Origin of the sequence: Niallia sp. Man26 (genome assembly GCF_022049065.2) — a bacterium.
Lineage (GTDB): Bacteria > Bacillota > Bacilli > Bacillales > Cytobacillaceae > Niallia.
Window position 1 is genome coordinate 790,397 of the sequence record NZ_CP095743.1, and the last position, 21,409, is coordinate 811,805.

Sequence of the window (21,409 nt, forward strand, 5' to 3'; positions counted from 1 at the left end):
AAAACATGCTTATCATTAATTTAATATATGATGGCAGCTTATTTAGTATGGCTGGTGCTGTAAATGGTTTAGGGAATATCACCGTAAAATAAAAATAGCACCTGGAAGCTAAATCGTCCCAGGTGCGTTATTACTTTCTGCTTTACGCTCTTTCGCAAGTTTTACAATCATTTTAAAGTGTTCTTCCACTATTTTTACATCTTGCGGAGATAGAATTTTCCATTGTTCTATGTCAAAAAGTCTCATTTGCTCAAAGCCATATTGTTTTATTAATTTGTTTATTTCATTTAAAGAATAATTATTTTCAGCTGTAAAACTTTTTGTATTATCGGATCTGCCATGAAGATAATCGGTAGATACTTCGTAAAAGTCAGCTAATTTAGTTAGTATTTCTGAGTCAGGTTCCCGATTACCTGATTCATATCCGGACAGAGTATTATTTTTCACGCCAATTTTTTCAGCAACAAACTTTTGTGATAAACCACTCTTTTCTCTTAGCAAACGCAATCTTTTTCCCATTATCTCACCCATGGCCAACCCTCCTTTAGTATCAATATTAGACTAATTTTTTAAAAACGTAGTGAAAATTCACAAAAAGAGAAATATAATATTTATATTCGCAAAGTGAGAAAAATATAGGGCGTATTAAGTTTGCATAACGCGAAGAGGAGGTATGGAAGACTATCACAAAAGAGCTAGAATAGTAAGAATGAACAATATATAAGTTATGAAAGCAGAGAAGTTTCGAATGGAAGAACCCAATGAAATTTACCATTATGGAAAAGGGAACGAAAATTCTATAAAAATTTTGTATTGTCCCTGAGTATTTCAGTGGTAAAGTTCGCGAAATGAGAAAAGTCGATGATTATTAAAGCTCTATTATTTTGTCCAATAATACGAACTTTATTACTAAGATTGCTTCCTAACATAATAGACAGCCTGTTGCTCATAAAATGTAAGCGGAGGCGATCTTATGATAAAAGTTCCGGCAGAAAAATTAGCAGCCGCAGTAAATAAACATCTGCTGCCAGGCGTCATTCGAAGTCTTTCGAAAAAACAAAGTATGAAGAAGGATGATGGCCAAAAAGGTTCGTAAAATGGAGGCACATGCATGAGTAAAGATAGATTATGTTTAAACGAAGGATGTAAAAAGAAACCTGACCTTTATGGATACTTTTGCAGCATCGAGTGTGAAATAGAGTATACAGACCAGCTCAATAAACGAAATAGTGAAGAGCCGCCAAAAAAAGAGGTTACATAACCTCTTTTTTACAGTGCTAAGATATATTAATTGTAAGCAAACATAAATATAAACGGTTAGGCATCCTTTTAAGGGTGCTTTTTGGTGTGAATTTTAATGTTTGATGGATTATTAGGTCTTTAGAAGGGTATGTGAATTATTAGTTTGTAATGGAGCAATAGGAAATAACGAGTTAATAAGTCTATCTAAAGAAAATCTGCAATTATATGTGAGAATAATTCTTTACTTTAAAAAACTTTACTCATCATGAAAGGATGATGTACTAGCCGTGAGTTATAATAAATGATTTAATATAAATCCCGTGGTAATTAAATAACTAATAAAAATATACTAAATATTAGGGAGCAGTAAATGGATATTTTTGAATATAATAATGATTTGAAAATTTTTAAGAATTTTGATGAGGCAGCTTCTACTATTCTTAAAATGATGAGTAAATTTATAGATATTAATACACTATTTATCGCAAAAAATGATAATCAATCAAACGAAATTGTGAAAGTTTTAAACAAAGATAATATTTTATTGGAAGAAGGGGAAACCACCCCTTTTAATGAAACTTTTTGCAAGTTAAGTGTAGATTATGGTCGTAAAATTCTTGTGATTAGAGATATTACGAAAAGTGATGTAACTAAATCATTAGCGGTTACAAAAAAATTAGGAAGCGGCTGTTTTATTGGTATTCCAATTTATACAGGAGATGGAGAAAATTACGGAACAATATGTGGGTTAGATACTAAAAACTTTAAATTTGAAAATGAACATATCGAGCTGTTTGAGACAATGGCATCGTTGTTATCCTATGTGCTTGATTTGGATAATGCAAACAAACAAATACAACAATTATCTGCACCATTTGTCCCTTTAACGAAAGGTGTAGCCATACTGCCGATTATTGGCTTAATACGGGAAGAAACAGCAGAAAATATCATTTTGTTAGCTTTAACGAAAAGTCAGCAGCTTTCGTTGGAATATTTAATAATAGATTTATCAGGTATTAGTCAAATTAATAATTTGGAAAGCAGCTATTTACTAAAAATTGTGGATCTTTTAGGGCTGATTGGTGTCAACCCAATACTAACTGGTTTGAGTCCTGATATAGCTTTAAAAGCAACGAAAACAAATATCAACTTCCAAAATATACCGATTGAAGCTAATCTTGAGCGAGCATTAAAGAAAATAGGCTTCACATTAAAAAAAATGGAAGGTTAGCTATATATAAACTTAAACACTAGACAGCCTTTAAGTTGTTAGACGTCAAATCTAATGATTTAGGGGTGTTTTTTTATATAAAATCCGCTGCTTTAAGCACCTTTTGTTGGCCATTGCAACTGCAATCGCAGGAAGACCTACTCTGACAGCAACAGGAAGAAGAACAGCCCCAATCAGTGCGACTGCAGGTGACGGCCAGAAGAAAAAGGAAATAATCATCATAAGTAAGCCGATGACCCAGTAGGCTAAACTGGGGGTTCGTATCCATTTTGCAAACGGTGAAATCATCACATCATTTATTCCGGTTTTGGTGAGGATTTTACTCATAGCGACAATGATGGAGATGACGGCTATGGTTGGTAGCAATTCTGTTATGGCATAAATGAAACTATTAAATATCGTGCTGATAGAGCCGCTTAAAGAACCTGTAGCAGTAAGTGCCAATAAAAAAATTCCGACAATGCACACGATTGTAGTGTCTCTTCTCATTATCATGAAGCCTATAATGAATAGAATAAATAAAACGTAAATCCAATGAAGTGCCGTTAATTCTATACCCATTGACGAAGACTCCCTTCTAATCCGACATGAAGCTTAGGCAAATGACTAAGACCGGATTTAATTACAGATTATGAAGGAGGATAGGATTGGGTGATTAGAGAATCATTTTCTTTTATAGGAAGAAAATGGTATCTCTAAAATCTCCTTCTCTAGTTGGAGAAAAAAACGCCGCAGGATTGAACAATTAAAGAGAGATTAGTAGTACAATAATGCTATTGACTGGAAAAATTTCTTAAAAACTAGCAGTTATTTGCTAGTTTCAATATAGAAGGTAGGGTACATATGGGGAAATCTTTAGCACAAATCATGTTTTCATTCTGCTTGCTTGTTGTCGGCATAGTCCTTCTTCTTGTTAACCTTGGTGTCATTTCCTTGGAAATAAAACAGCTTTTTGTCGTATTATACCCATTTCTGCTGCTTGTTTACGGAGTTGTATTGTTAATCAGCGGTATAAGAAAAAGAGCGACTAATACTTTTCTGGCCATTTTCATCCTTGTTTTTGCCGGGTTATTATGCCTTGACCGGCTGCACTTATTTACATTTGCTTTTATGGACTTTTGGAAGCTGTGGCCGCTTATAATGATCATTGCTGCTTTAAGTATGATGTTTAAGAAGTCAAAATTTCTTGTTGTCACTAATGTAAATTGGGCGAAAGAGGATAAGGTTTTCGGAAAACCATCAATCCATATCAAGCAAAAGCCGGAAGGAAAGAAAAAAAGAGCTTTTTCTCTAGTAGGAGACGTCAAAATCAATACAGAAAATTGGCCTGCTGAGCCGATGACAATGCATAATACAATCGGTAATTACTTTATTGATTTCAGCAAGGCATATATACCAGATAAAGAAACACATATAGAAATCAGTGGATGGATAGGCGATGTTAAGATTATTATTCCTGATAATCTGCCAGTGCGGATTGAAGGGGAAGTGAAAATCGGTGACTTACAAATCTTGGAGCAAAGCAAGGATGGCTTAGGAAATAAACTAGTCTACAAGTCTCCTGATTATGATGAGGCTGTTAGAAAACTCAGCTTGCATATTTATTTAAATATCGGCGATGTAACAGTAAAGAAAGTGTAGAGGTGCTAATCTGATGTGGAGAGAAAGAAAAGGTTTTCTGTACGGGCAGTTTTACAGCTATTTTATGACTAGTGTTATTAGTTCTTTGCTGCTGTTTATTGGTATGCAGCTCTATTTATTTTTAAACCCGCAAGCTCCGTTTTCTACGACCGTTATACTGCTTATATTCGCGTGCAGTTTCACCTTTACTACTGCAGTCGGCATTTATTTCTCTATTAAAGCAAACAGCATCATTAATAAAGAGTGTGCAAATATCCTACTGTTTGTGTCAGCATTAAGCAGAGGAAAGTATACAGAAAGGATAGCGGCTGAAGAAAACGGTATGCCAGAAGATATAAGGGGTGAACTTAACCGATTGGCAGTTCATATGAGTGAACAAGCAAATTCTCTGCAACGCCTTGCTGATGAAAAAATAAACTTGGCACAGACTGCTCATACCGCTGCCGTCATGGAGGAAAGACAGCGGTTAGCAAGGGATCTTCATGATGTAGTCAGCCAGCAGTTGTTTGCACTAAACATGATGTCATCAGCTGCCTTCAAAGTTTTTGATTCTAATCCGGCGCTTGCTAAGAAACAGCTGGAGGAAATCATCGGAATTGCGGGCAAGGCACAAGGGGAGATGCGGGCATTATTGCTGCACTTACGGCCGATTGAACTTAGCAATGACAGCTTATGTGACGGTATTATAAAGCTGATACAAGAGCTGAAGGGAAAAACGAGTTTACAGTTTGCAGCAAGCATTGATGAAATAGATGATTTGTCGACTGCTGGGCAGGAGCATCTCTTTCGCATAGTGCAGGAGGCGCTGTCAAATGTGCTGCGCCATTCCCATGCAAGCAAGGTGCAAATTATCTTGGAAGACAAAAGCAACTACGCTTACTTACATATTAGTGATAATGGACATGGCTTTGATCTTTCTGTAGAAAAAATCACTTCCTATGGTTTGAAAACTATGCGTGAAAGATGTGAAGAAATCGGCGGTGTCATGGAAATACGATCTAAAGTTGGGAGCGGGACATATATTGACATTCGTGTTCCTTTAAAAGGGGGGAAAGCATGATTAAGGTAGCTGTAGTAGATGATCATGATATGGTAAGAAAAGGTTTGATTTCGTATTTGCAGACAGAAAAGGAAATAGAGCTTGTCTTTGAAGCGACTGGCGGACAGGAAGCAGTCAAGCTTGCAGTGATGAAAAAGCCGGATGTCGTTTTGATGGATTTATTAATGGAAAAAGGAAATGGAATTGAAGCGACAAAAGGGATACTGAAGGAATATCCTGGCTGCAAAATAATCATTATTACAAGCTATTATGATGAGGCACAAGTTATTCCAGCCATTGAAGCAGGGGCGTTCAGTTATCTTTTAAAAACAGCAAGTGCTCATGAGATTGTCCAGGCAATTCGTAAAGCAGTTGCCGGAGAAACAGTTATTGAACCGAAAGTAGCAAGTGTTATGCTGAAAAAGCTGCGGCCGAGTGAAAAGAAACGGCATGATGATTTAACAGAGCGGGAGCTTGAGGTGCTGATGTGTCTTGGAGAAGGAATGACAAACCAAGAAATCAGTGAGGAGCTTTACATTGGGGTTAAAACCGTGAAAACACATGTAAGCAATATTCTTGCAAAACTAAATGTATCCGACAGAACACAGGCAGCTGTTTATGCTAACAGGAATGGAGTTATCAAAAAAAGGAGCTAAACTGCTCCTTTTTCGGCAATCGTAAGCTCGAGCAAATAGGCCTTGCCGTTGAACATAGTATGCTGGAGGATTCCGCCGTTTGTCGGATCGCCTGTGATAGGTGAATCAGGATTCTGGTGTTTCTGCTTCCAGACGATAAAGTCACGTCTTTCTGCCCAAAGTGACAGGATGATATAGGTATCTCCTTTTACAGGGCGCAGCAACCGGTATGCACTTATTTGCTGTCCCATTTGTTCTAATGACCGCTTCATATTCTGCTCAAATAATGGCTTATGCTCATCTGTGACAGGAATATGATTCATAACGGCAAATCTTTTCCCGGAAAAATCTCCGTTGCTTCCTGCTGTCTCATATTTTCTCGGGACAGCAAAGATAGACGATGACAAAGTTTCATGCACTAATAAAGCGCTGTCACTGCCTAGTACCTGCATCGCAATCAGAGATTGCTGATCAATTTTGGCAGCGTATTTCTTTACTAAAAAATCATACGTCCCGCTTGCTAAATAAATATTCATAGCAGCCTCCTTCGTGAGTTTCCTTTTGAAAAGTGCGTTTTCATGCTTCAAGGATACTATACTTCGCATGTTAAAGAAACAAAAAAGCAAGGGCTGTTTGCTTGTAGTTGCAAACAGCCTTGTCTTCGTATTATTGGTACAGTTGGTTGCTTTGGCCTACAGTTGGATTTTGGTTCATCATATACCCGTTCATTTGCTGGTCTGTTTCTGGGACAAGCAAGTACATTGATCCCATTTTTTGAACAGCCATTTCATCTGCTGGTTCTAATACATAATAGCCCTTTTTAACCATATACTGCCACATGTCATAGGCATGGGAGCAGCTCATCATGAAAGCTGTCTGGCAAAAAGAGCGTATTTCTGGATTTGCCATTTCCATTGCATTCCAAGCATATTCTCTGCCGGCACGCTTTAAAGTAAGCAGGTAGGCAGTGGCCATTTCTCTGTCATTCATATTCTCTACAAGCGTTCTCGGCTGAACAGGAGGAGCTTGCGGGGCAATCATTTCTGTAAATTGATTCATCTTCGCTTCTTCCTTTAATAAAGGAAGCTCCTTCGTTGCACCTTCTCTTTTATTGAGGAATTCAACCTTCATATTATAATCGCGAATATGAAGCGGGAAATGCCTTTGCAGGATGGATTTAAACTCTGGATCTTGGACATGCTGCAGCATATATCCCATATTTGTGATGCTGTTGACACAGCTCAATGTTAATTCATTCAATGCATTTGCTTCATGTGCGGCTATTCTCATTTGTAAGCTCCCTTGGAATTTAATTGTATTGGTGTAATACTTTTTTATAATGGCTGACTAAAAAAGAAATATACGCAAAATTTACTTGGTGGCGTTTGGGTTAAAAGCGAAATGGGAATAAGATAGAAGATGTAAATTAGTCTATTTTGTGACAATTTATCAAGTTTTGTATACAACGATAGTGAAAAAGTTATATATTTAATTTATACATCCAAAAGTACTGTAGATTAAAAGGAAATAGTGAGTGTCTGTAAAAAGACATTCTTTTTTATTGCTTTTTTATTTATAAATATTATAATCTAATAATGATTACAGTTAAATTATTTTTGAATTTATGATTTATATATTACAATGGAAAACATAAGCAATGGAAAGGTGGACATATTAAGAATGAGCAAGGAATTGAAAGATACATTCATTAAGGCGGCAAAAGGGGAAAAAACGGACTTCGTACCTGTCTGGTATATGCGTCAAGCTGGGCGTTCCCAACCAGAATACAGAACGATTAAAGAAAAGTATTCTCTTTTTGAAATAACCCATCAGCCAGAACTTTGTGCATATGTTACAAAGCTGCCTGTCGATCAGTACAATGTCGATGCGGCGGTACTATACAAGGATATTATGACACCTCTTCCTGCAATCGGCGTTGATGTGGAGATTAAATCAGGTATTGGCCCTGTTATTGATAATCCTATTATATCAATGGAAGACGTAGCAAAGCTCGGTGTGTTAAATCCTGAGCAAGATATTAAATATGTGCTGGACACAATTAAATTATTGACAGAAGAGCAGCTGGATGTACCGTTAATCGGCTTTTCAGGAGCGCCATTTACACTAGCCAGCTATATGATTGAAGGCGGACCTTCAAAAAACTATCATAAGACAAAAGCTTTTATGTACTCACAGCCAGAGGCTTGGGCTTTATTGATGGAAAAGCTGGGAAGCATGGTCGTTACATATGCAAAATCCCAGATAAATGCAGGAGCAAGTGCTATTCAAATTTTTGATTCATGGGTAGGTGCACTGAATGTAGCGGATTACCGTACTTTCATTAAGCCGGTCATGGAAAAGATATTTACTGATTTAAGAAGCGAAAACACACCGCTTATTATGCACGGTGTTGGTGCTAGCCATCTTGCCCTTGAATGGAACAGCCTCCCGTTAGATGTTGTAGGGCTTGATTGGCGACTGCCTATTAAAGAAGCGCGGGACTTAGGAGTGACGAAAGCAGTTCAAGGCAATCTTGACCCAGCGGTACTACTGGCACCATGGAATGTCATTGAAGAGAGAGTGAAGGAAATACTGGATCAAGGCATGCAGCAGGACGGATTTATCTTTAATCTCGGTCATGGTGTATTCCCGGAAGTAGACCCGGCTGTCTTGAAAAAACTGACAAGCTTTGTGCATGAGTATTCAGCTGCAAAAAAAGCCTAATAGACAATCAAACTATAGAAATGAGTGATAATAAATGAGCAGAAAAAAAATGGGGCTGTTAGTAATGGCCTACGGAACTCCATATAAAGAAGAAGATATCGAAAGATACTATACACATATTAGACATGGCAGAAGACCAACTGATGAGATGTTGGAAGACTTGAGAAGCCGCTATGAAGCAATAGGTGGAATTTCTCCGCTGGCAAAAATTACGCAGGAGCAGGCTGAACGACTCGAAGCCCATCTTAATTCCATTCAAGAAGATATTGAATTTAAGATGTACATCGGTTTGAAGCATATTGAACCATTTGTCGAAGATGCTGTTAAAAGCATGCATGCTGACGGAATCACGGAAGCGGTAAGTATTGTATTAGCACCACATTTCTCCACATTCAGCATTAAGTCATATAACGGCAGAGCGAAACAAGCAGCCGAAGAGCTTGGCGGGTTAACTATTCACAGTGTTGAAAGCTGGTATGATGAGCCGAAGTTCATCGAGTATTGGTCTAAAAAGGTTCAGGAGACTTTCAGCAAAATGTCAGAAGAAGAAAGAAGCAATGCTGCTTTAATTGTTTCAGCGCACAGCTTGCCTGAAAAGATTCTTCAATACGGTGATCCTTATCCAGATCAATTGAAAGAAACAGCTGATTTGATTGCAAAATCTGCTGGTGTTTCTAATTATTATATCGGCTGGCAAAGTGCTGGTAACACACCAGACCCTTGGCTTGGCCCAGATGTTCAAGATTTAACAAGAGATCTTTATGAAAAACATGGATATAAAGCATTTGTTTATACGCCAGTCGGTTTTGTGGCAGACCACCTTGAAGTGCTTTATGATAATGACTATGAGTGCCTTGTTGTTACAAAAGATATCGGTGCGTCTTACTACAGACCAGAAATGCCGAATGCACAGCCTGAATTTATTGATGCGCTGGCAACGGTTGTTTTAAACAGCTTGTCTGTTCACTCTAAATAAGTAATTTTTTAGCGGCTGATATTTTTCTTAGAAAAATTCAGCCGCTTCTTGTTGCACTAGTTTTTTTGATATGTTATATTCATAACTGTACTAAATGACCAAATTTCTCATTTGGTCATTTTTAGTTTTTAATAGAAATACAGACTTATTTTTCATGACTTGAGGTGAAGCATTTTGGCTATGGATCGGAAGAAGATGATACTGGAAGCTGCTGCGAAGTCCTTTTCTATGTTTGGCTATAAAGCAACAACGATGGACCAAGTGGCGAAAATAGCAAATGTCGGCAAAGGAACTATTTATACGTTTTTCAAAAATAAGGAACAGCTTTTTGATGAGATTATCACAGGGCTTATTTTGGAAATGAAGGCAGAGGCAGACGCCTCCTTTGATCCAGGTTCTAGCTTTATGGACAATGTTCATCGGACACTAATTCGGATGCTTGAATACAGAAAAGAGCATCAGCTTACGATAAAGTTGTTTGAAGAGCAAAAGGAAATGGGAACATTAGAAGTGAAGGAAGTACTTAACCGCCTGGAAAACGCTATTCTTAGCTATATGAAGGGACATGTACAAGAAGCTATCAGTAAAGGAGAAATACAGCCTTGTGACCCTGAGCTGACTTCATTTATTATCTTTAAAATGTATATCTCCTTAATTTTTGATTGGGAAAAAAACCATCCCCCCCTTCAGTCAGAGGAGATCGCCTTAACTGTTGAAAGGTCCTTATTAAAGGGATTGTCTACTAGATAGTCCTCTTTTTTTAGAAATAAAAATGACCAAATGAACAAAACGGTCAGTAAAATGGAGTGGTTTTCAATGAAACAAAATTTATTAAAAGCAGAGCTGACCTCAATATTCAAAAATCGGATGAAGCTTATTTCCATCTTGGCCATTATATTTATTCCGATATTATATGCAGGAATTTATCTATGGGCGTTTTGGGATCCATATGGACATTTAGAGAAGCTCCCAGTTGCTGTCGTTAATGAGGACAGCGGTGCAGAAATGAATGATGAAAAACTGGAGGTCGGCAAAGATTTAGTCGACAACCTGAAGGAAAGCAAGGATTTCGACTTTCAGTTTGTAGATAAAGAGGAAGGTTACAAAGGGTTAGAAAATCAGAAATATTATATGCTGATTGAAATACCAAAGGATTTCTCTGAAAATGCAACGACATTGCTTGATGATAATCCGAAAAAATTGGATTTAAAATATGTCTCTAATCCAGGTTTTAATTTTATCTCCTCCCAAATCGGCAATTCAGCTGTTGAAAAGATAAAGGAGGGTGTCGGCAAGGAAGTAACAGAGACATATGCTGAATCTGTTTTTGAAAATATAAGCAAAATGGCATCAGGGCTTGAAGATGCGAGCACTGGAGCAAAGGACCTTAGTGACGGAACAGATAAGGTCAATAAAGGTACACAGGAAGTTTATAAGAATTTGCAAACACTTGCCGAGAAATCGGTTGAATTTACAGATGGAATCAATACAGCCAATTCTGGAGCAAAGGAGCTTCTGACTGGAGCAGAAAGCCTTTCAGATGGATTAGGTCAGCTGCAAGACGGCCATAAAGAGCTCGCTGATGCAGCAGCTAAGCTGCAAGGCGGAGACCAATCGATTTTAAATGGTATCACTTCAACAAAAGAAGGAGCGGAAAAGCTACAAAGCAGCATCCCTTCGTTAAAAGCAGGAACAGATGAGTTGAAAACAGGCGCAAACTCTCTTACTTCAGGACTGCAGGAGTGGAGCAGCAGCTCTGAAAAGTTAGCTGACGGAGCCTTGCAAGTAAATGAAGGAGCAAAACAAGTGCAGGAAACAGTAAATTCCATCCTGCCAATGCTTGACGGGTTGCCTGAGGATAAGAAGCAAGAAGTTCAGGCAGCACTTCAAAGTCTTGTAGACGGCAGTGGCCAAATTGCGACAAACACGCAAGCTCTTCAGCAAGGAGCAGATAAATTGGCTCAAGGAGGACAAAGCTTATCTGCCGGCTTGAATCAGTTAAGTGACGGAGAACAGCAGCTGAAAGCTGGAGCTCAGCAGCTTGCAGATGGAACTGCACAGCTGGAGGATGGCTCTAAACAGCAGGTTGCAGGCCAGGAGCAGTTTATTGCAGGCATGAATCAATACTCTACAGAGTTTTCTAAAGCTGCAAGTGGTTCTAATGAACTTGTGACAGGAGTTAATTCATTGCTGACAGGTATGAATCAATTGTCTTCAGGTTCTAGTGCTTTATCTGAAGGGACTAGTAAGCTAGAATCCGGATCGAAGGATCTTGCAGATGGAACTGCTTCCTTATCAACAGGCAGCAAGGAGCTGTCAGATAAGCTGGCAGATGGTGCTGATGATGCAAGCTCTATCCACTCTGATGATAAGACGTATGATATGATGGCAGAACCAGTTACTGTGTCAGATGAAAAAGTTTCAGATGTTCCTAACTACGGAACAGGATTGGCTCCTTATTTCATCTCATTAGGATTATTTGTTGGTGCATTAATGCTTTCTATCGTGTTCTCATTCAATGAGCCGGAAGGAGTTCCTAAAAACGGCCTGCGCTGGTTCTTAAGTAAAGCGGTCATTCTTGCTGGGGTGGGAATTCTGCAGGCACTTGTAGCTTCATTTGTGCTGCTTAAGGTGCTTGGAATGGAAGTGCAGAGCATCCCATTATTTATTCTGTTTACGGTTATTGCGAGTCTCGTATTCTTTTCTATCATTCAGTTCTTTGTGACAATTTTGGGGAATCCAGGACGTTTCATCGTTGTCCTTCTTTTGATTTTCCAATTGACAACAAGCGGCGGAACATTCCCGTTAGAGCTTATACCTGATTTTATGCAGCATATCCATGCATTGCTGCCAATGTCTTATTCAGTATCAGGCTTAAGGGCGGTCATTTCGACAGGAGACTTCGACTTTATGTGGCATAATGCGAGGATTTTGGCAATGTACCCAATCTTCTTTATTGCTGGTACGCTTCTATACTTCATAGTTGCTCATAAACGCCAGTTTGCAGAGACTGCAGCAGAATAAACCTGTGAGTTAAGGCCGGGCAAGGAGCCCGGCCTTTTCTTTGAGTTAGATAGTAGGTTTTAGATTCCTGACTTTACCACAAGAAAAAAGGATACAAATAAAGTGCTAATTCGACGAATTTTAGTTATAGTATAAAGGGGCTAGTTTATTCTTTTAATAGAAGATATGCTATATTTAATCAGAATAACGGAAAAGAGGGTGTACATATGCTGTTTATTGATAATAAGGGCATTACAGATCCGCGCATTAACTTGGCGATTGAAGAATATGCGCTGAAAAATCTCGATATTAATGAAACATACCTATTATTTTATATAAATGAACCATCTATCATCATCGGCAAAAACCAGAACACAATTGAAGAAATTAACACAGAATATGTCGAGTCAAACGGAATTCACGTAGTCAGAAGGCTTTCTGGCGGCGGGGCTGTTTACCATGATAAAGGTAATTTGAACTTCAGCTTTATCACAAAGGATGACGGTGACAGTTTTCATAATTTCCGCAAATTTACAGAGCCTGTTGTCAAGGCACTGCAAAGCATGGGTGTTGATGCTGAGTTAAGCGGCCGCAATGATTTGCTGGCAGAAGGCAGAAAGATTTCTGGGAATGCCCAATTCTCCACAAAAGGGAGAATGTTCAGTCATGGCACCCTGTTGTTCGATTCAGAAATGGATCATATTGTTTCTGCATTAAAAGTTAGAAAAGATAAAATCGAATCAAAAGGGATTAAATCTGTCAGAAGCCGTGTTGCTAATATTACAGAATTCCTGAGAGAGAAAATGGAAATTGAAGAATTTAAACGCCTTATCTTGGCTTACCTGTTTGAAGGGGAAGAAAATATCCAGGAATACGTTCTAACAGAAAAAGATTGGGAAAACATCCATGCTCTTTCAAAGGAACGTTACCAAAACTGGGATTGGAATTATGGAAAATCACCAAAGTTCAATTTGCAGCATTCCCATCGTTTCCCTGTTGGACAAGTTGATGTCCGCTTTGATGTCGCAAAAGGAATCATTAAAAACTGTAAAATATATGGTGATTTCTTTGGAGTCGGCGATGTTTCTGACATTGAGAACAAGCTGATTGGTTTGCGCTATGACCGCAGTGAACTAGAAAAGGCTCTTGAGGAAACATCAATCAAGCATTATTTCGGCAATATCACGAAGGAAGACTTCCTTCATTTAATATATTAATCCGCTGTACTGGGTTTATTAGCCCAGTGCTTTTTTTGTTTAGCGGTGTTGTTTAGTCCATTTAAAACTTCTTGTTCTAAATGTCGTCTTTTAGTCTTATTAATAGTAACAAGGGTTGTACAAGGCAAGGAGGGGAATAATGGCAAGAAAAATAGGTTTTTACTCAGTATTATTATTCATCATGTACGGCTTATTTTTTTATTGGTATTTGTTTTATTTCGCAGATTCAAAGCTCCCTTTTGAATACCAAGGATCCGCCGCAGATCCATCCACCTTTCTGAATAGCAGAGAGCTGGGATTAAGTGAGGAATATTCTAAACTAAAGAACTTTTTATTCTTTATTTCCACTCCCTTTGAATGGCTGATCTATCTGTTTATTCTGCTGTTTGGCTTCTCAAAAGCCTTCCGCAAATGGGGAGAGGAGTCAGGAAAATATAAAATCATCCAAAAAGCGATTTATTTGTTTTGGCTCCATTTAATGGCTTATGCAGTTTCCTTTCCTTTAAGCTATTTGGGCTATAAGCTTTCACGAGATTATCATATTTCCACACAAAGCTTTCCTTCGTGGATGAAAGACGAGCTGATAGATTTTTGGGTCAATTATGCAACTGTTTTTGTTATTTTTACCGTCCTGTATTGGCTGATGAGCAAAAGCAAAAAGCGCTGGTGGCTTTATGCGTGGCTGCTGTCTGTCCCATTCACATTGTTTATGACATTTATCCAGCCAGTCATCATTGACCCGCTGTATAACAACTTTACTGCCTTAAGTGATGAGAAGCTGGAGGAGAAAATCCTCGCATTGGCTAAAGAGTCCAACATCCCTGCAGAGCATGTGTTTGAGGTGAATATGTCAGACAAAACCAATGCCTTAAATGCCTATGTAACGGGAATTGGCAGTAATTCGAGAATCGTACTTTGGGATACTACACTTCAGGAACTGAAAGACAATGAGATTCTGTTTGTCATGGCCCATGAAATGGCACATTATGTTGAAAAGCATATTTACTTTGGAATCGGTTTGTCTCTTGTGCTGTCATTTTTCGGCCTTTATCTCATTTACAGGCTGATGAACCTAATTATTAATAGGTGCGGTCCTGCTCTAAAAGTTTCTAAGGTTGAGGATATTCAATCCTTCCCTTTAGTCCTACTGCTTATTTCGATGCTGCTGTTTATTGCAAATCCGTTTGCTAATGTTGTTTCGAGATATGAGGAGAAGAGGGCAGACAATTATGCAGTTGCTTTAACGGAAGATCCTGAAGCAGGAATAACAACCTTTCAAAAGCTTGCAAAAACCGGCCTCAGCGAAGTTAATCCGCCATTGCTTGTTAAAGTATTTCGCTACAGCCATCCAACGATGCTTGAAAGAATATCTGCCTTGGAAGAGAAGAGTATTTTAATCAAGAACAATACTGACTAGGCAAAAAAAAAACGCTTATCTCTAATGAAGGGATAGCGTTTTTTTTATATGAGTAAAATCACAAAAAAAGGCATCTATCAGGAATGCTTAACAAGTCCTAAATAGATGCCCTACTGCGGAATTTAATTATCGAAGCGCTTACATAAATCCGTATATAGTTTGCTCAGCCGAATAAATTCAGCTTCATTTCGTTCGTCTATGGCGTGATCAATTTGAGTCATTAAACTGGCTTTCTCTAAATTCCATTGAATTTCAGTAAGAAGCATGTCGATGTAAAGTTCTTTCACATAAGTCTCTTTCGCTTTGTGTCTATTCATAGCACTTAACTTAGTTAACTCTGTGTACGACTTTTCATTCATTGGACTCACCCCTGATGCCTTTTTAATATTATATGGCAAAAATAAGAAAATATCAATAAAATAATTTAAAAATTTTGAAAACAAAGCGGATTTTTGAACTATTTAAGACGATTCGCTAACCGCTTACATTTCTAGGAATTGAAATGCTATAATGCAACCGATGTAAGTTAATACAGCAGTGCTCTAATTACCAGAAAGGAGAAACAATAATGGCTGAAAAACGGAAAAATATCGACCTGTATGAAGTGAATTATCACACGCTTGCAATCCTGCCTGAATTACAGAAGAATGGCGAAGTTTATTCTAAAATATATGAAGGAGCCAATATTTATATGTGCAAACTAGCGCCAGGTAAAATAATTAAGCGAAGCTGTGAGTATTTCGGATGCACATATGAGGGGAAACGAAAGGGTACGAGGGCATTGATGAATTATCAGCATAAATTGCCGATATCCATTGATTCGAAAAGCACTATTTATGCATTTCCCACTCATTCTCCTTCTAACCATGCATGCATGTGGTTTTTTCTTCATCATATTTCAGACAGAGTAGTAGAGGGAGAAGGTAAAACGACTGTTATATTCCGCAATGACCGAAGACTTTCTATCGATGTATCTTTCCATACCTTCAATAACCAAATATTAAGAACAAATTTGCTGCAAACAAAAATCCGCCACAATCAGGAAGACAGTGAAAATCCGTTGTAAAGTATGTATACCCTGTAATAAGACAAGTTAAACTGCTCTCATCCGGTATGCCGCTTGTACAGATAATATTCCAATAGCTCTTGGACACGATTGCGAAGCCTTGGGTTGAAATAGTTATGATATTCTTCGTAACCATTGTATAGGAATAAATACATCGTGAAGGCTTCATCCCTTTTTACCTCTTCCACCTTCATCTTATGCTTTTGCATATATTCCTTTGTTTCCCGAAGTTCTGTATGAATTGTCTTCATCGTAATTTCCACAAGGTCAATATAAGGCTGCTTTAGTTTAAAACTGCTCTGCTTGATTGTCAGGAGGTCGCGGTTTAGAACGGTTAACAGCATGGGAAGATAAATGGCTTGCTCCATAATATATCTATCCTTCTCCGGTATGCGCGTCATAGTCAATCTTCTCCTTGAAATCTTTATAAGAACAAATGTTCTATTTAGATAGTACAATATTTGCCTGATCCTTTCAAGCTGTGTAAAATAAAAAATCCTGCAGCTCTTTTTTTGGCCTTCTCTTATTTTCTTTCAAAAAAGAAATTAAATGCAATGCTCCTGAAGGAAATTTATTTCTAATGTCGAAATAAGATATAGCTAATAAAGGGAGGAATTGTGACATGGGAGAATCGAGAAAAGTAACGTCTGAGGATTTATACAAATTAAAATCAATTGTTGATCCGCAAGCAAGCCCGGATGGGAAGGGATTTCTATATGTAGTGACAGGCATTTCGGAAGACAAGGATGCTTATTACTCCAATATCTATTATCAGAGCTTAGAGGACAGCAGCAAAAGCTATCAGTGGACGTTTGGAGAGCATCGCAACACATCGCCAAGATGGTCGCCAAACGGCGAGGAAATCGCATTTGTTTCGAATCGAAGCGGAAAAAACCAAATTTACGTGCTGAACAAAAACGGCGGAGAAGCAAAGCAGCTTACATTTGTGAGCAATGGTGCTTCTAACCCTGTTTGGTCTGCTGACGGCAGTGAGATTGCGTTCCAAACGAGCATTGGTAAAAAGGAAAGCCTTCAGGATAAGGAAATTACCGAAAAGACGGAAGAGAAACCACAAGCATTAGAAGTGGATATGATGAAATATAAATCAGACAGTGCAGGCTTTTGGAATGGCAGTTACAGCCATATCGCAATCGTAAATAAAGAAACAGCAGAACTGAAGGAAGTCACTTCAGGAGAAAATGACTATTACTTAGAAAGCTGGTCTCCAGATGGAAAGTATCTTGCTATTACAGCAGATGAAAGTGAGGATAAAGACTTCAGTTTCGAATCGGATGTATATCTGTACGCCTTAGAAACGAAAGAATGGAAGAAAATCACAGAAAGCAATGGCCAATTTGGAAGAGTAACTTGGTCGCCTAACAGCCAAAAAATCGGCATTATTGGCAGCGGTAGAGAATACGAAAATGCTACCTTGTATAAAATCTGGGTTTATGATTTGAACAGGGAAGAGCTCCGCTGCTTAACAGAAGATTGGGATGTGAATGTCGGCGATTTTGCGATTGGAGATTTTCAGCAAGGAGCAGTTACACCAGGAATTCTATGGGGCGAGGATAATAATAGCTTTGTTTTTCTTGCGACAGACCATGGTAATACTATTGTTTATTTTGGCAATGAGGAGGGAGCAATCTATCCAAGTCTGATTGACAATCAGCATGTGTACGGGCTGTCTACTGGCGGAAGCTTAAAGCAGGCGATTGTTGCAATCAGCAAACCGACAGAACCAGGTGATTTATACAGCCTGAACTTAGAAACAGGCGGAACAGTTAAACTGACAGATGTGAATAAGGAATTTACAGAAACACATAGCTTTGCACCAGCAGAACCAATCGAGCTGACATCAAGAGACGGCTGGCAATTACATGGCTGGGTGATGAAGCCTGCTGATTATAAGGAAGGAGAAAAATATCCTCTTGTTCTTGAAATTCATGGCGGTCCGCACGCAATGTATGCTAATTCCTATTTTCATGAGTTTCAAACACTTGCAGCAAATGGTTATGCCGTGCTGTTCATTAATCCGCGCGGAAGCCACGGATATGGTCAGCATTTTGTCGATGCGGTTAGAGGCGATTATGGCGGCAAGGACTATGAGGATGTAATGGATGCTGTTGACTACGCATGTGCAAACTTTGATTTCATAGATGAAACCCGCCTTGGAGTAACAGGAGGAAGCTATGGCGGATTTATGACAAACTGGATTGTCGGCCATACAAATCGCTTTAAGGCTGCAGTTACACAGCGTTCGATTTCCAACTGGATCAGCTTCTATGGTGTTAGTGATATCGGCTATTATTTCTCTGATTGGCAAATTAAAGCAGACTTGAATGATATCGAAACATTATGGAAGCATTCACCGTTAGCATACGCCAATAATATTGAAACTCCGCTGTTAATTTTGCACGGTGAAAAGGACTTCCGTTGTCCAATTGAGCAGGCAGAGCAGTTGTTTATTGCACTTAAAAAGCAGAAAAAGACAACGAAATTTGTCCGCTTCCCAGAATCCAATCATGAATTATCAAGAAGCGGCAAACCAACATTGCGCATTTCCCGTTTGAATTATATTAATAATTGGTTTATTGATTATTTGTAATATAAAGAATCGCTTGCCCTAATAGGCAGGCGATTTTTTTATGCGAAATAAGCTTTGATGAGAAAAGAGTCTTTTAATATTAAAATCATCTTAAGTTCCTTAAATGTAATTAAAAATATGGAAATTAAATGTTTGCATATCTATTTATCTGATATGATAATAGATAATACGTATCCTTTATACGTAAGAGTATTTTATTCTTTTAAGGGTAACAATGGAAAAGAAACTTATGTTTATCATAAAACGTTAGAATAGATAAAAGCTAAGAAAGGAAACAATGGAGGATGGAGCGATCAGAGTATAGACAAACCAGAAAGAAAAAAAGAAAGCTGAGAAAAGGCAGAGTCTTTTTCTTGTTTCTTGTTTTGTTGATAATATTTGCGGCTGTATACATATTTGTTCAATATAATGCCGGGAAAAAAAAGGCACTGGAAAATGGTGCAATAGAAAAGGTTGAATATGAATTTAATGGGGAAAAAGACCAGTATGGCGGGACAAATGTCCTTTTATTAGGTAGTGATGCTAGAGAAGGAGATACAAAATACCGCACAGACACGATTATGGTAGCCCAGTTTCATCCGGACAAGGGCACATATAAACTAATTTCCTTAATGCGTGATATGTATGTTGATATACCTGGAAACGGTCAGGGCAGAATTAACACAGCTTTCACAATTGGCGGACCAGAGCTGTTGCGGCAAACAATCAAGGAGAACTTTGATATAGACCTTCAATATTACGCAATTGTCAATTTCCAAGGATTTGAGGCACTTATTGATGAGACATTCCCAGATGGGGTGGAGATAGACGTCGAAAAGAGGATGTCAGAGAATATTGGGGTAACATTGGAGCCTGGCCTGCAAAAGCTGAACGGAAAGCAGCTGCTTGGTTATGTGCGCTTTAGACATGATGCTATCTCTGATTTCGGTAGGGTAGAAAGACAGCAAAAAACCCTTGAAGCACTTGCTTCACAAATTTCAGGGGTGCAGACAGTTGCTAAACTCCCTAAATTGGCTGGTGTTATGATGCCGTATATTAATACGAGCATGAGTACAAAAGACATCTTGTATATTGGGTCTGATTTAATTCGCAATAAAGACCAAGAAGTAGAGACATTGAGAGTTCCTGTTGATGGGACTTATCAAGATCTTCGAGTCAATGGTTCTGCTGTGCTTGATGTAGATATAGACACAAATAAAGAAGAAATACATGAGTTTTTATCTAAATAAAGGGAGACTAAAGCAAATATACTGTATTTAGGGACGATAAGCGGATTTTTGTTAAGTAACCTTAGCGCTAACTAGCGTTTCGTATTGGTCTGCTGAGAAACATAAACCTGCTTGAAATGATATGCCAAGGAGTTTTCGTTTATGGATATAGCTACAATAAAAGAATGGTTTACACTAGATAATATCATGCAATTAATAGAGAGCTACCGGGCGTTCGGTCCGTTGCCAGGCATTTTGCTGCCTTTACTAGAATCGTTTGTCCCTTTTCTGCCCCTATTTTTGTTCATTTTGGCAAATGTGAATGCCTTTGGGTTTTGGCTCGGCTTCCTGTTTTCATGGATAGGAACTTGCGGAGGGGCGCTGCTCGTATTTTTGCTTGTTAGAAAATATGGACAAAAGAGGCTTTTGCGCTTTATTCGTAACCATAAAAAAGTGCAAAAGCTCATGGTTTGGATAGAGAGACATGGGTTTGGACCGCTGTTTATCTTGCTGTGTTTTCCTTTCACCCCGTCGGCTTTAGTAAATATTGTGGCAGGTCTCTCCCGTATCCGTGTAAAACAATATTTTCTTGCTGTTGTGGCAGGCAAGCTAGTCATGATCAGCACCATAAGCTTTATTGGTTATGACTTGAAGTCGATGATTACACATCCGATACGGACAATTCCAGTTGCAATCGCGATTTTTATCCTATGGTATGTAGGAAAAAGAGTCGAGGCAAGAATGAATGTTACGGCAGAAAAAGAAAGAGAAAGAGAACATGGAAATTAATGTTCCAAACAATGCATGGAGGAGATAGCATTTGAAAGAAGCAATAAAAAGAGAAAGCATAGAATGGATTAAAGCATTTGCTATCGGAATCATCATCTTTGTTATCATTCGCGCATTCTTTTTCTCCAATTATGTGGTTGAGGGCGAATCGATGATGCCTACATTGCAGGATGGAGATAAATTAGTCGTTAATAAGATTGGCTATAAAGTCAGTGATTTTCATCATTTTGATGTGATTGTTTTCCACGCGAATGATAAAGAAGACTATGTAAAAAGGGTGATAGGTGTTCCAGGGGATAAGATTGAGTATAAGGATGATCACCTGTATATTAACGGAAAAAAATATGAAGAGAATTTTTTGGATGCTTACCGTAGTCAAGTAAGTGCTGGAAAGCTGACAGGGGATTTTACCCTTGAGGAAATTACTGGAGAACAAGCAGTGCCGAAAGGAAAGCTGTTTGTGCTCGGTGATAATCGGCTGGGCAGCTGGGACAGCAGACATTTTGGTTTTATAAATATCGATCAGGTAGTCGGCAAAGTTTCTTTACGTTACTGGCCGCTCCGTGATACTCAATTTTCCTTTTAAGAATGGGCTCTTTTAGAGCCTTTTTTT

Annotated in this window: 22 protein-coding genes and 1 pseudogene; 17 read left to right on the top strand and 6 right to left on the bottom strand. The window is 38.4% G+C overall.

All coding sequences use genetic code 11. From position 1 onward, the window contains the following. Nucleotides 1-108: 108 nt before the first annotated feature. Complete coding sequence (locus L8T27_RS04120) at nt 109-531, bottom strand: helix-turn-helix domain-containing protein (protein ID WP_237940889.1); 423 nt, start codon at nt 529-531, stop codon at nt 109-111. 442 nt (nt 532-973) lie between these two features. Here L8T27_RS04120 and L8T27_RS28620 point away from each other — a divergent pair, with 442 nt between their 5' ends. From L8T27_RS28620 to L8T27_RS04130, 3 genes are all read left to right on the top strand, one after another. Next, nucleotides 974-1,096, top strand: coding sequence for a hypothetical protein (locus L8T27_RS28620; RefSeq protein ID WP_267913438.1), 123 nt, complete (start codon nt 974-976; stop codon nt 1,094-1,096). Between the two features lie 15 nt (nt 1,097-1,111). Next, a complete protein-coding gene (locus L8T27_RS04125; protein ID WP_233316634.1) occupies nt 1,112-1,261 on the top strand; it encodes a hypothetical protein in 150 nt (49 codons plus the stop codon). Nucleotides 1,262-1,612: 351 nt separating this feature from the next. After that, on the top strand, nt 1,613-2,473 hold the full coding sequence (locus L8T27_RS04130) for an STAS domain-containing protein (protein WP_233316635.1): 861 nt from the start codon (nt 1,613-1,615) through the stop codon (nt 2,471-2,473). Between the two features lie 108 nt (nt 2,474-2,581). Here the strand turns inward: L8T27_RS04130 and L8T27_RS04135 are convergent. Further along, nucleotides 2,582-3,034 (bottom strand): annotated as a pseudogene (locus L8T27_RS04135) (hypothetical protein); the annotation flags it as partial. 282 nt (nt 3,035-3,316) lie between these two features. Here L8T27_RS04135 and liaF point away from each other — a divergent pair. From liaF to L8T27_RS04150, 3 genes are read left to right on the top strand one after another with little or no spacing between them, the layout of a single operon-like run. After that, nucleotides 3,317-4,114 carry a cell wall-active antibiotics response protein LiaF gene (gene liaF / locus L8T27_RS04140; protein ID WP_233316636.1) on the top strand — a complete coding sequence of 266 codons (798 nt, stop codon included), beginning with the start codon at nt 3,317-3,319 and terminating at the stop codon, nt 4,112-4,114. 13 nt (nt 4,115-4,127) lie between these two features. Next, entirely contained in the window at nt 4,128-5,174 is a 1,047-nt protein-coding gene (locus L8T27_RS04145; protein ID WP_233316637.1) for a sensor histidine kinase, read from the top strand. Then, on the top strand, nt 5,171-5,809 hold the full coding sequence (locus tag L8T27_RS04150; protein ID WP_233316638.1) for a response regulator: 639 nt from the start codon (nt 5,171-5,173) through the stop codon (nt 5,807-5,809). Before L8T27_RS04145 ends, L8T27_RS04150 begins: the two co-directional genes overlap by 4 nt. Here L8T27_RS04150 and L8T27_RS04155 read toward each other — a convergent pair. Together L8T27_RS04155 and L8T27_RS04160 are read right to left on the bottom strand one after the other, a co-directional pair. Next, nucleotides 5,806-6,324 (bottom strand): antibiotic biosynthesis monooxygenase family protein, encoded by a 519-nt coding sequence (locus L8T27_RS04155; protein WP_237940891.1) that lies wholly within the window; start codon nt 6,322-6,324, stop codon nt 5,806-5,808. The two genes, L8T27_RS04150 and L8T27_RS04155, sit on opposite strands and share 4 nt — an antisense overlap. Nucleotides 6,325-6,454: 130 nt before the next feature. Continuing rightward, complete coding sequence (locus tag L8T27_RS04160; protein WP_237940892.1) at nt 6,455-7,078, bottom strand: spore coat protein; 624 nt, start codon at nt 7,076-7,078, stop codon at nt 6,455-6,457. 390 nt (nt 7,079-7,468) lie between these two features. Here L8T27_RS04160 and hemE point away from each other — a divergent pair, with 390 nt between their 5' ends. The 6 genes from hemE (at nt 7,469) to L8T27_RS04190 (ending at nt 15,125) form a co-directional block, all read left to right on the top strand. Further along, complete coding sequence (gene hemE, locus L8T27_RS04165) at nt 7,469-8,512, top strand: uroporphyrinogen decarboxylase (RefSeq protein ID WP_237940894.1); 1,044 nt, start codon at nt 7,469-7,471, stop codon at nt 8,510-8,512. A 34-nt stretch (nt 8,513-8,546) separates the two neighbouring features. Then, on the top strand, nt 8,547-9,488 hold the full coding sequence (gene hemH / locus L8T27_RS04170; RefSeq protein WP_233316642.1) for a ferrochelatase: 942 nt from the start codon (nt 8,547-8,549) through the stop codon (nt 9,486-9,488). A gap of 174 nt (nt 9,489-9,662) precedes the next feature. After that, on the top strand, nt 9,663-10,238 hold the full coding sequence (locus L8T27_RS04175) for a TetR/AcrR family transcriptional regulator (RefSeq protein ID WP_233316643.1): 576 nt from the start codon (nt 9,663-9,665) through the stop codon (nt 10,236-10,238). A gap of 66 nt (nt 10,239-10,304) precedes the next feature. Further along, the gene (locus L8T27_RS04180; RefSeq protein ID WP_237940896.1) at nt 10,305-12,512 is read left to right on the top strand and encodes a YhgE/Pip domain-containing protein; all 2,208 of its coding nucleotides are present in this window, start codon (nt 10,305-10,307) and stop codon (nt 12,510-12,512) included. A 206-nt stretch (nt 12,513-12,718) separates the two neighbouring features. Beyond that, nucleotides 12,719-13,708: a lipoate--protein ligase gene (gene lplA, locus L8T27_RS04185; RefSeq protein WP_233316645.1), complete on the top strand. Its 990-nt coding sequence runs from the start codon at nt 12,719-12,721 to the stop codon at nt 13,706-13,708. Between the two features lie 139 nt (nt 13,709-13,847). Further along, a complete protein-coding gene (locus L8T27_RS04190) occupies nt 13,848-15,125 on the top strand; it encodes a M48 family metallopeptidase (protein ID WP_237940897.1) in 1,278 nt (425 codons plus the stop codon). A gap of 122 nt (nt 15,126-15,247) precedes the next feature. Here the strand turns inward: L8T27_RS04190 and L8T27_RS04195 are convergent, their stop codons facing one another. Beyond that, nucleotides 15,248-15,484 (bottom strand): IDEAL domain-containing protein, encoded by a 237-nt coding sequence (locus L8T27_RS04195; RefSeq protein WP_237940899.1) that lies wholly within the window; start codon nt 15,482-15,484, stop codon nt 15,248-15,250. Nucleotides 15,485-15,693: 209 nt separating this feature from the next. Between L8T27_RS04195 and L8T27_RS04200 the strand changes: the two genes are divergently transcribed. Continuing rightward, a complete protein-coding gene (locus tag L8T27_RS04200; protein WP_233316648.1) occupies nt 15,694-16,191 on the top strand; it encodes a competence protein ComK in 498 nt (165 codons plus the stop codon). A 38-nt stretch (nt 16,192-16,229) separates the two neighbouring features. Here the strand turns inward: L8T27_RS04200 and L8T27_RS04205 are convergent, their stop codons facing one another. Continuing rightward, nucleotides 16,230-16,592, bottom strand: a complete 363-nt coding sequence (locus tag L8T27_RS04205) for a YhjD family protein (RefSeq protein WP_233316649.1) — start codon at nt 16,590-16,592, stop codon at nt 16,230-16,232. A 221-nt stretch (nt 16,593-16,813) separates the two neighbouring features. Here L8T27_RS04205 and L8T27_RS04210 point away from each other — a divergent pair, with 221 nt between their 5' ends. The 4 genes from L8T27_RS04210 (at nt 16,814) to lepB (ending at nt 21,382) form a co-directional block, all read left to right on the top strand. Then, nucleotides 16,814-18,799, top strand: a complete 1,986-nt coding sequence (locus L8T27_RS04210; RefSeq protein WP_237940901.1) for a S9 family peptidase — start codon at nt 16,814-16,816, stop codon at nt 18,797-18,799. A 284-nt stretch (nt 18,800-19,083) separates the two neighbouring features. Further along, complete coding sequence (locus L8T27_RS04215) at nt 19,084-20,028, top strand: LCP family protein (RefSeq protein WP_233316651.1); 945 nt, start codon at nt 19,084-19,086, stop codon at nt 20,026-20,028. Between the two features lie 141 nt (nt 20,029-20,169). After that, a complete protein-coding gene (locus L8T27_RS04220; protein WP_233316652.1) occupies nt 20,170-20,796 on the top strand; it encodes a TVP38/TMEM64 family protein in 627 nt (208 codons plus the stop codon). A gap of 31 nt (nt 20,797-20,827) precedes the next feature. Beyond that, entirely contained in the window at nt 20,828-21,382 is a 555-nt protein-coding gene (lepB, locus tag L8T27_RS04225; RefSeq protein ID WP_233316653.1) for a signal peptidase I, read from the top strand. The last annotated feature ends 27 nt before the right edge of the window (nt 21,383-21,409 follow it).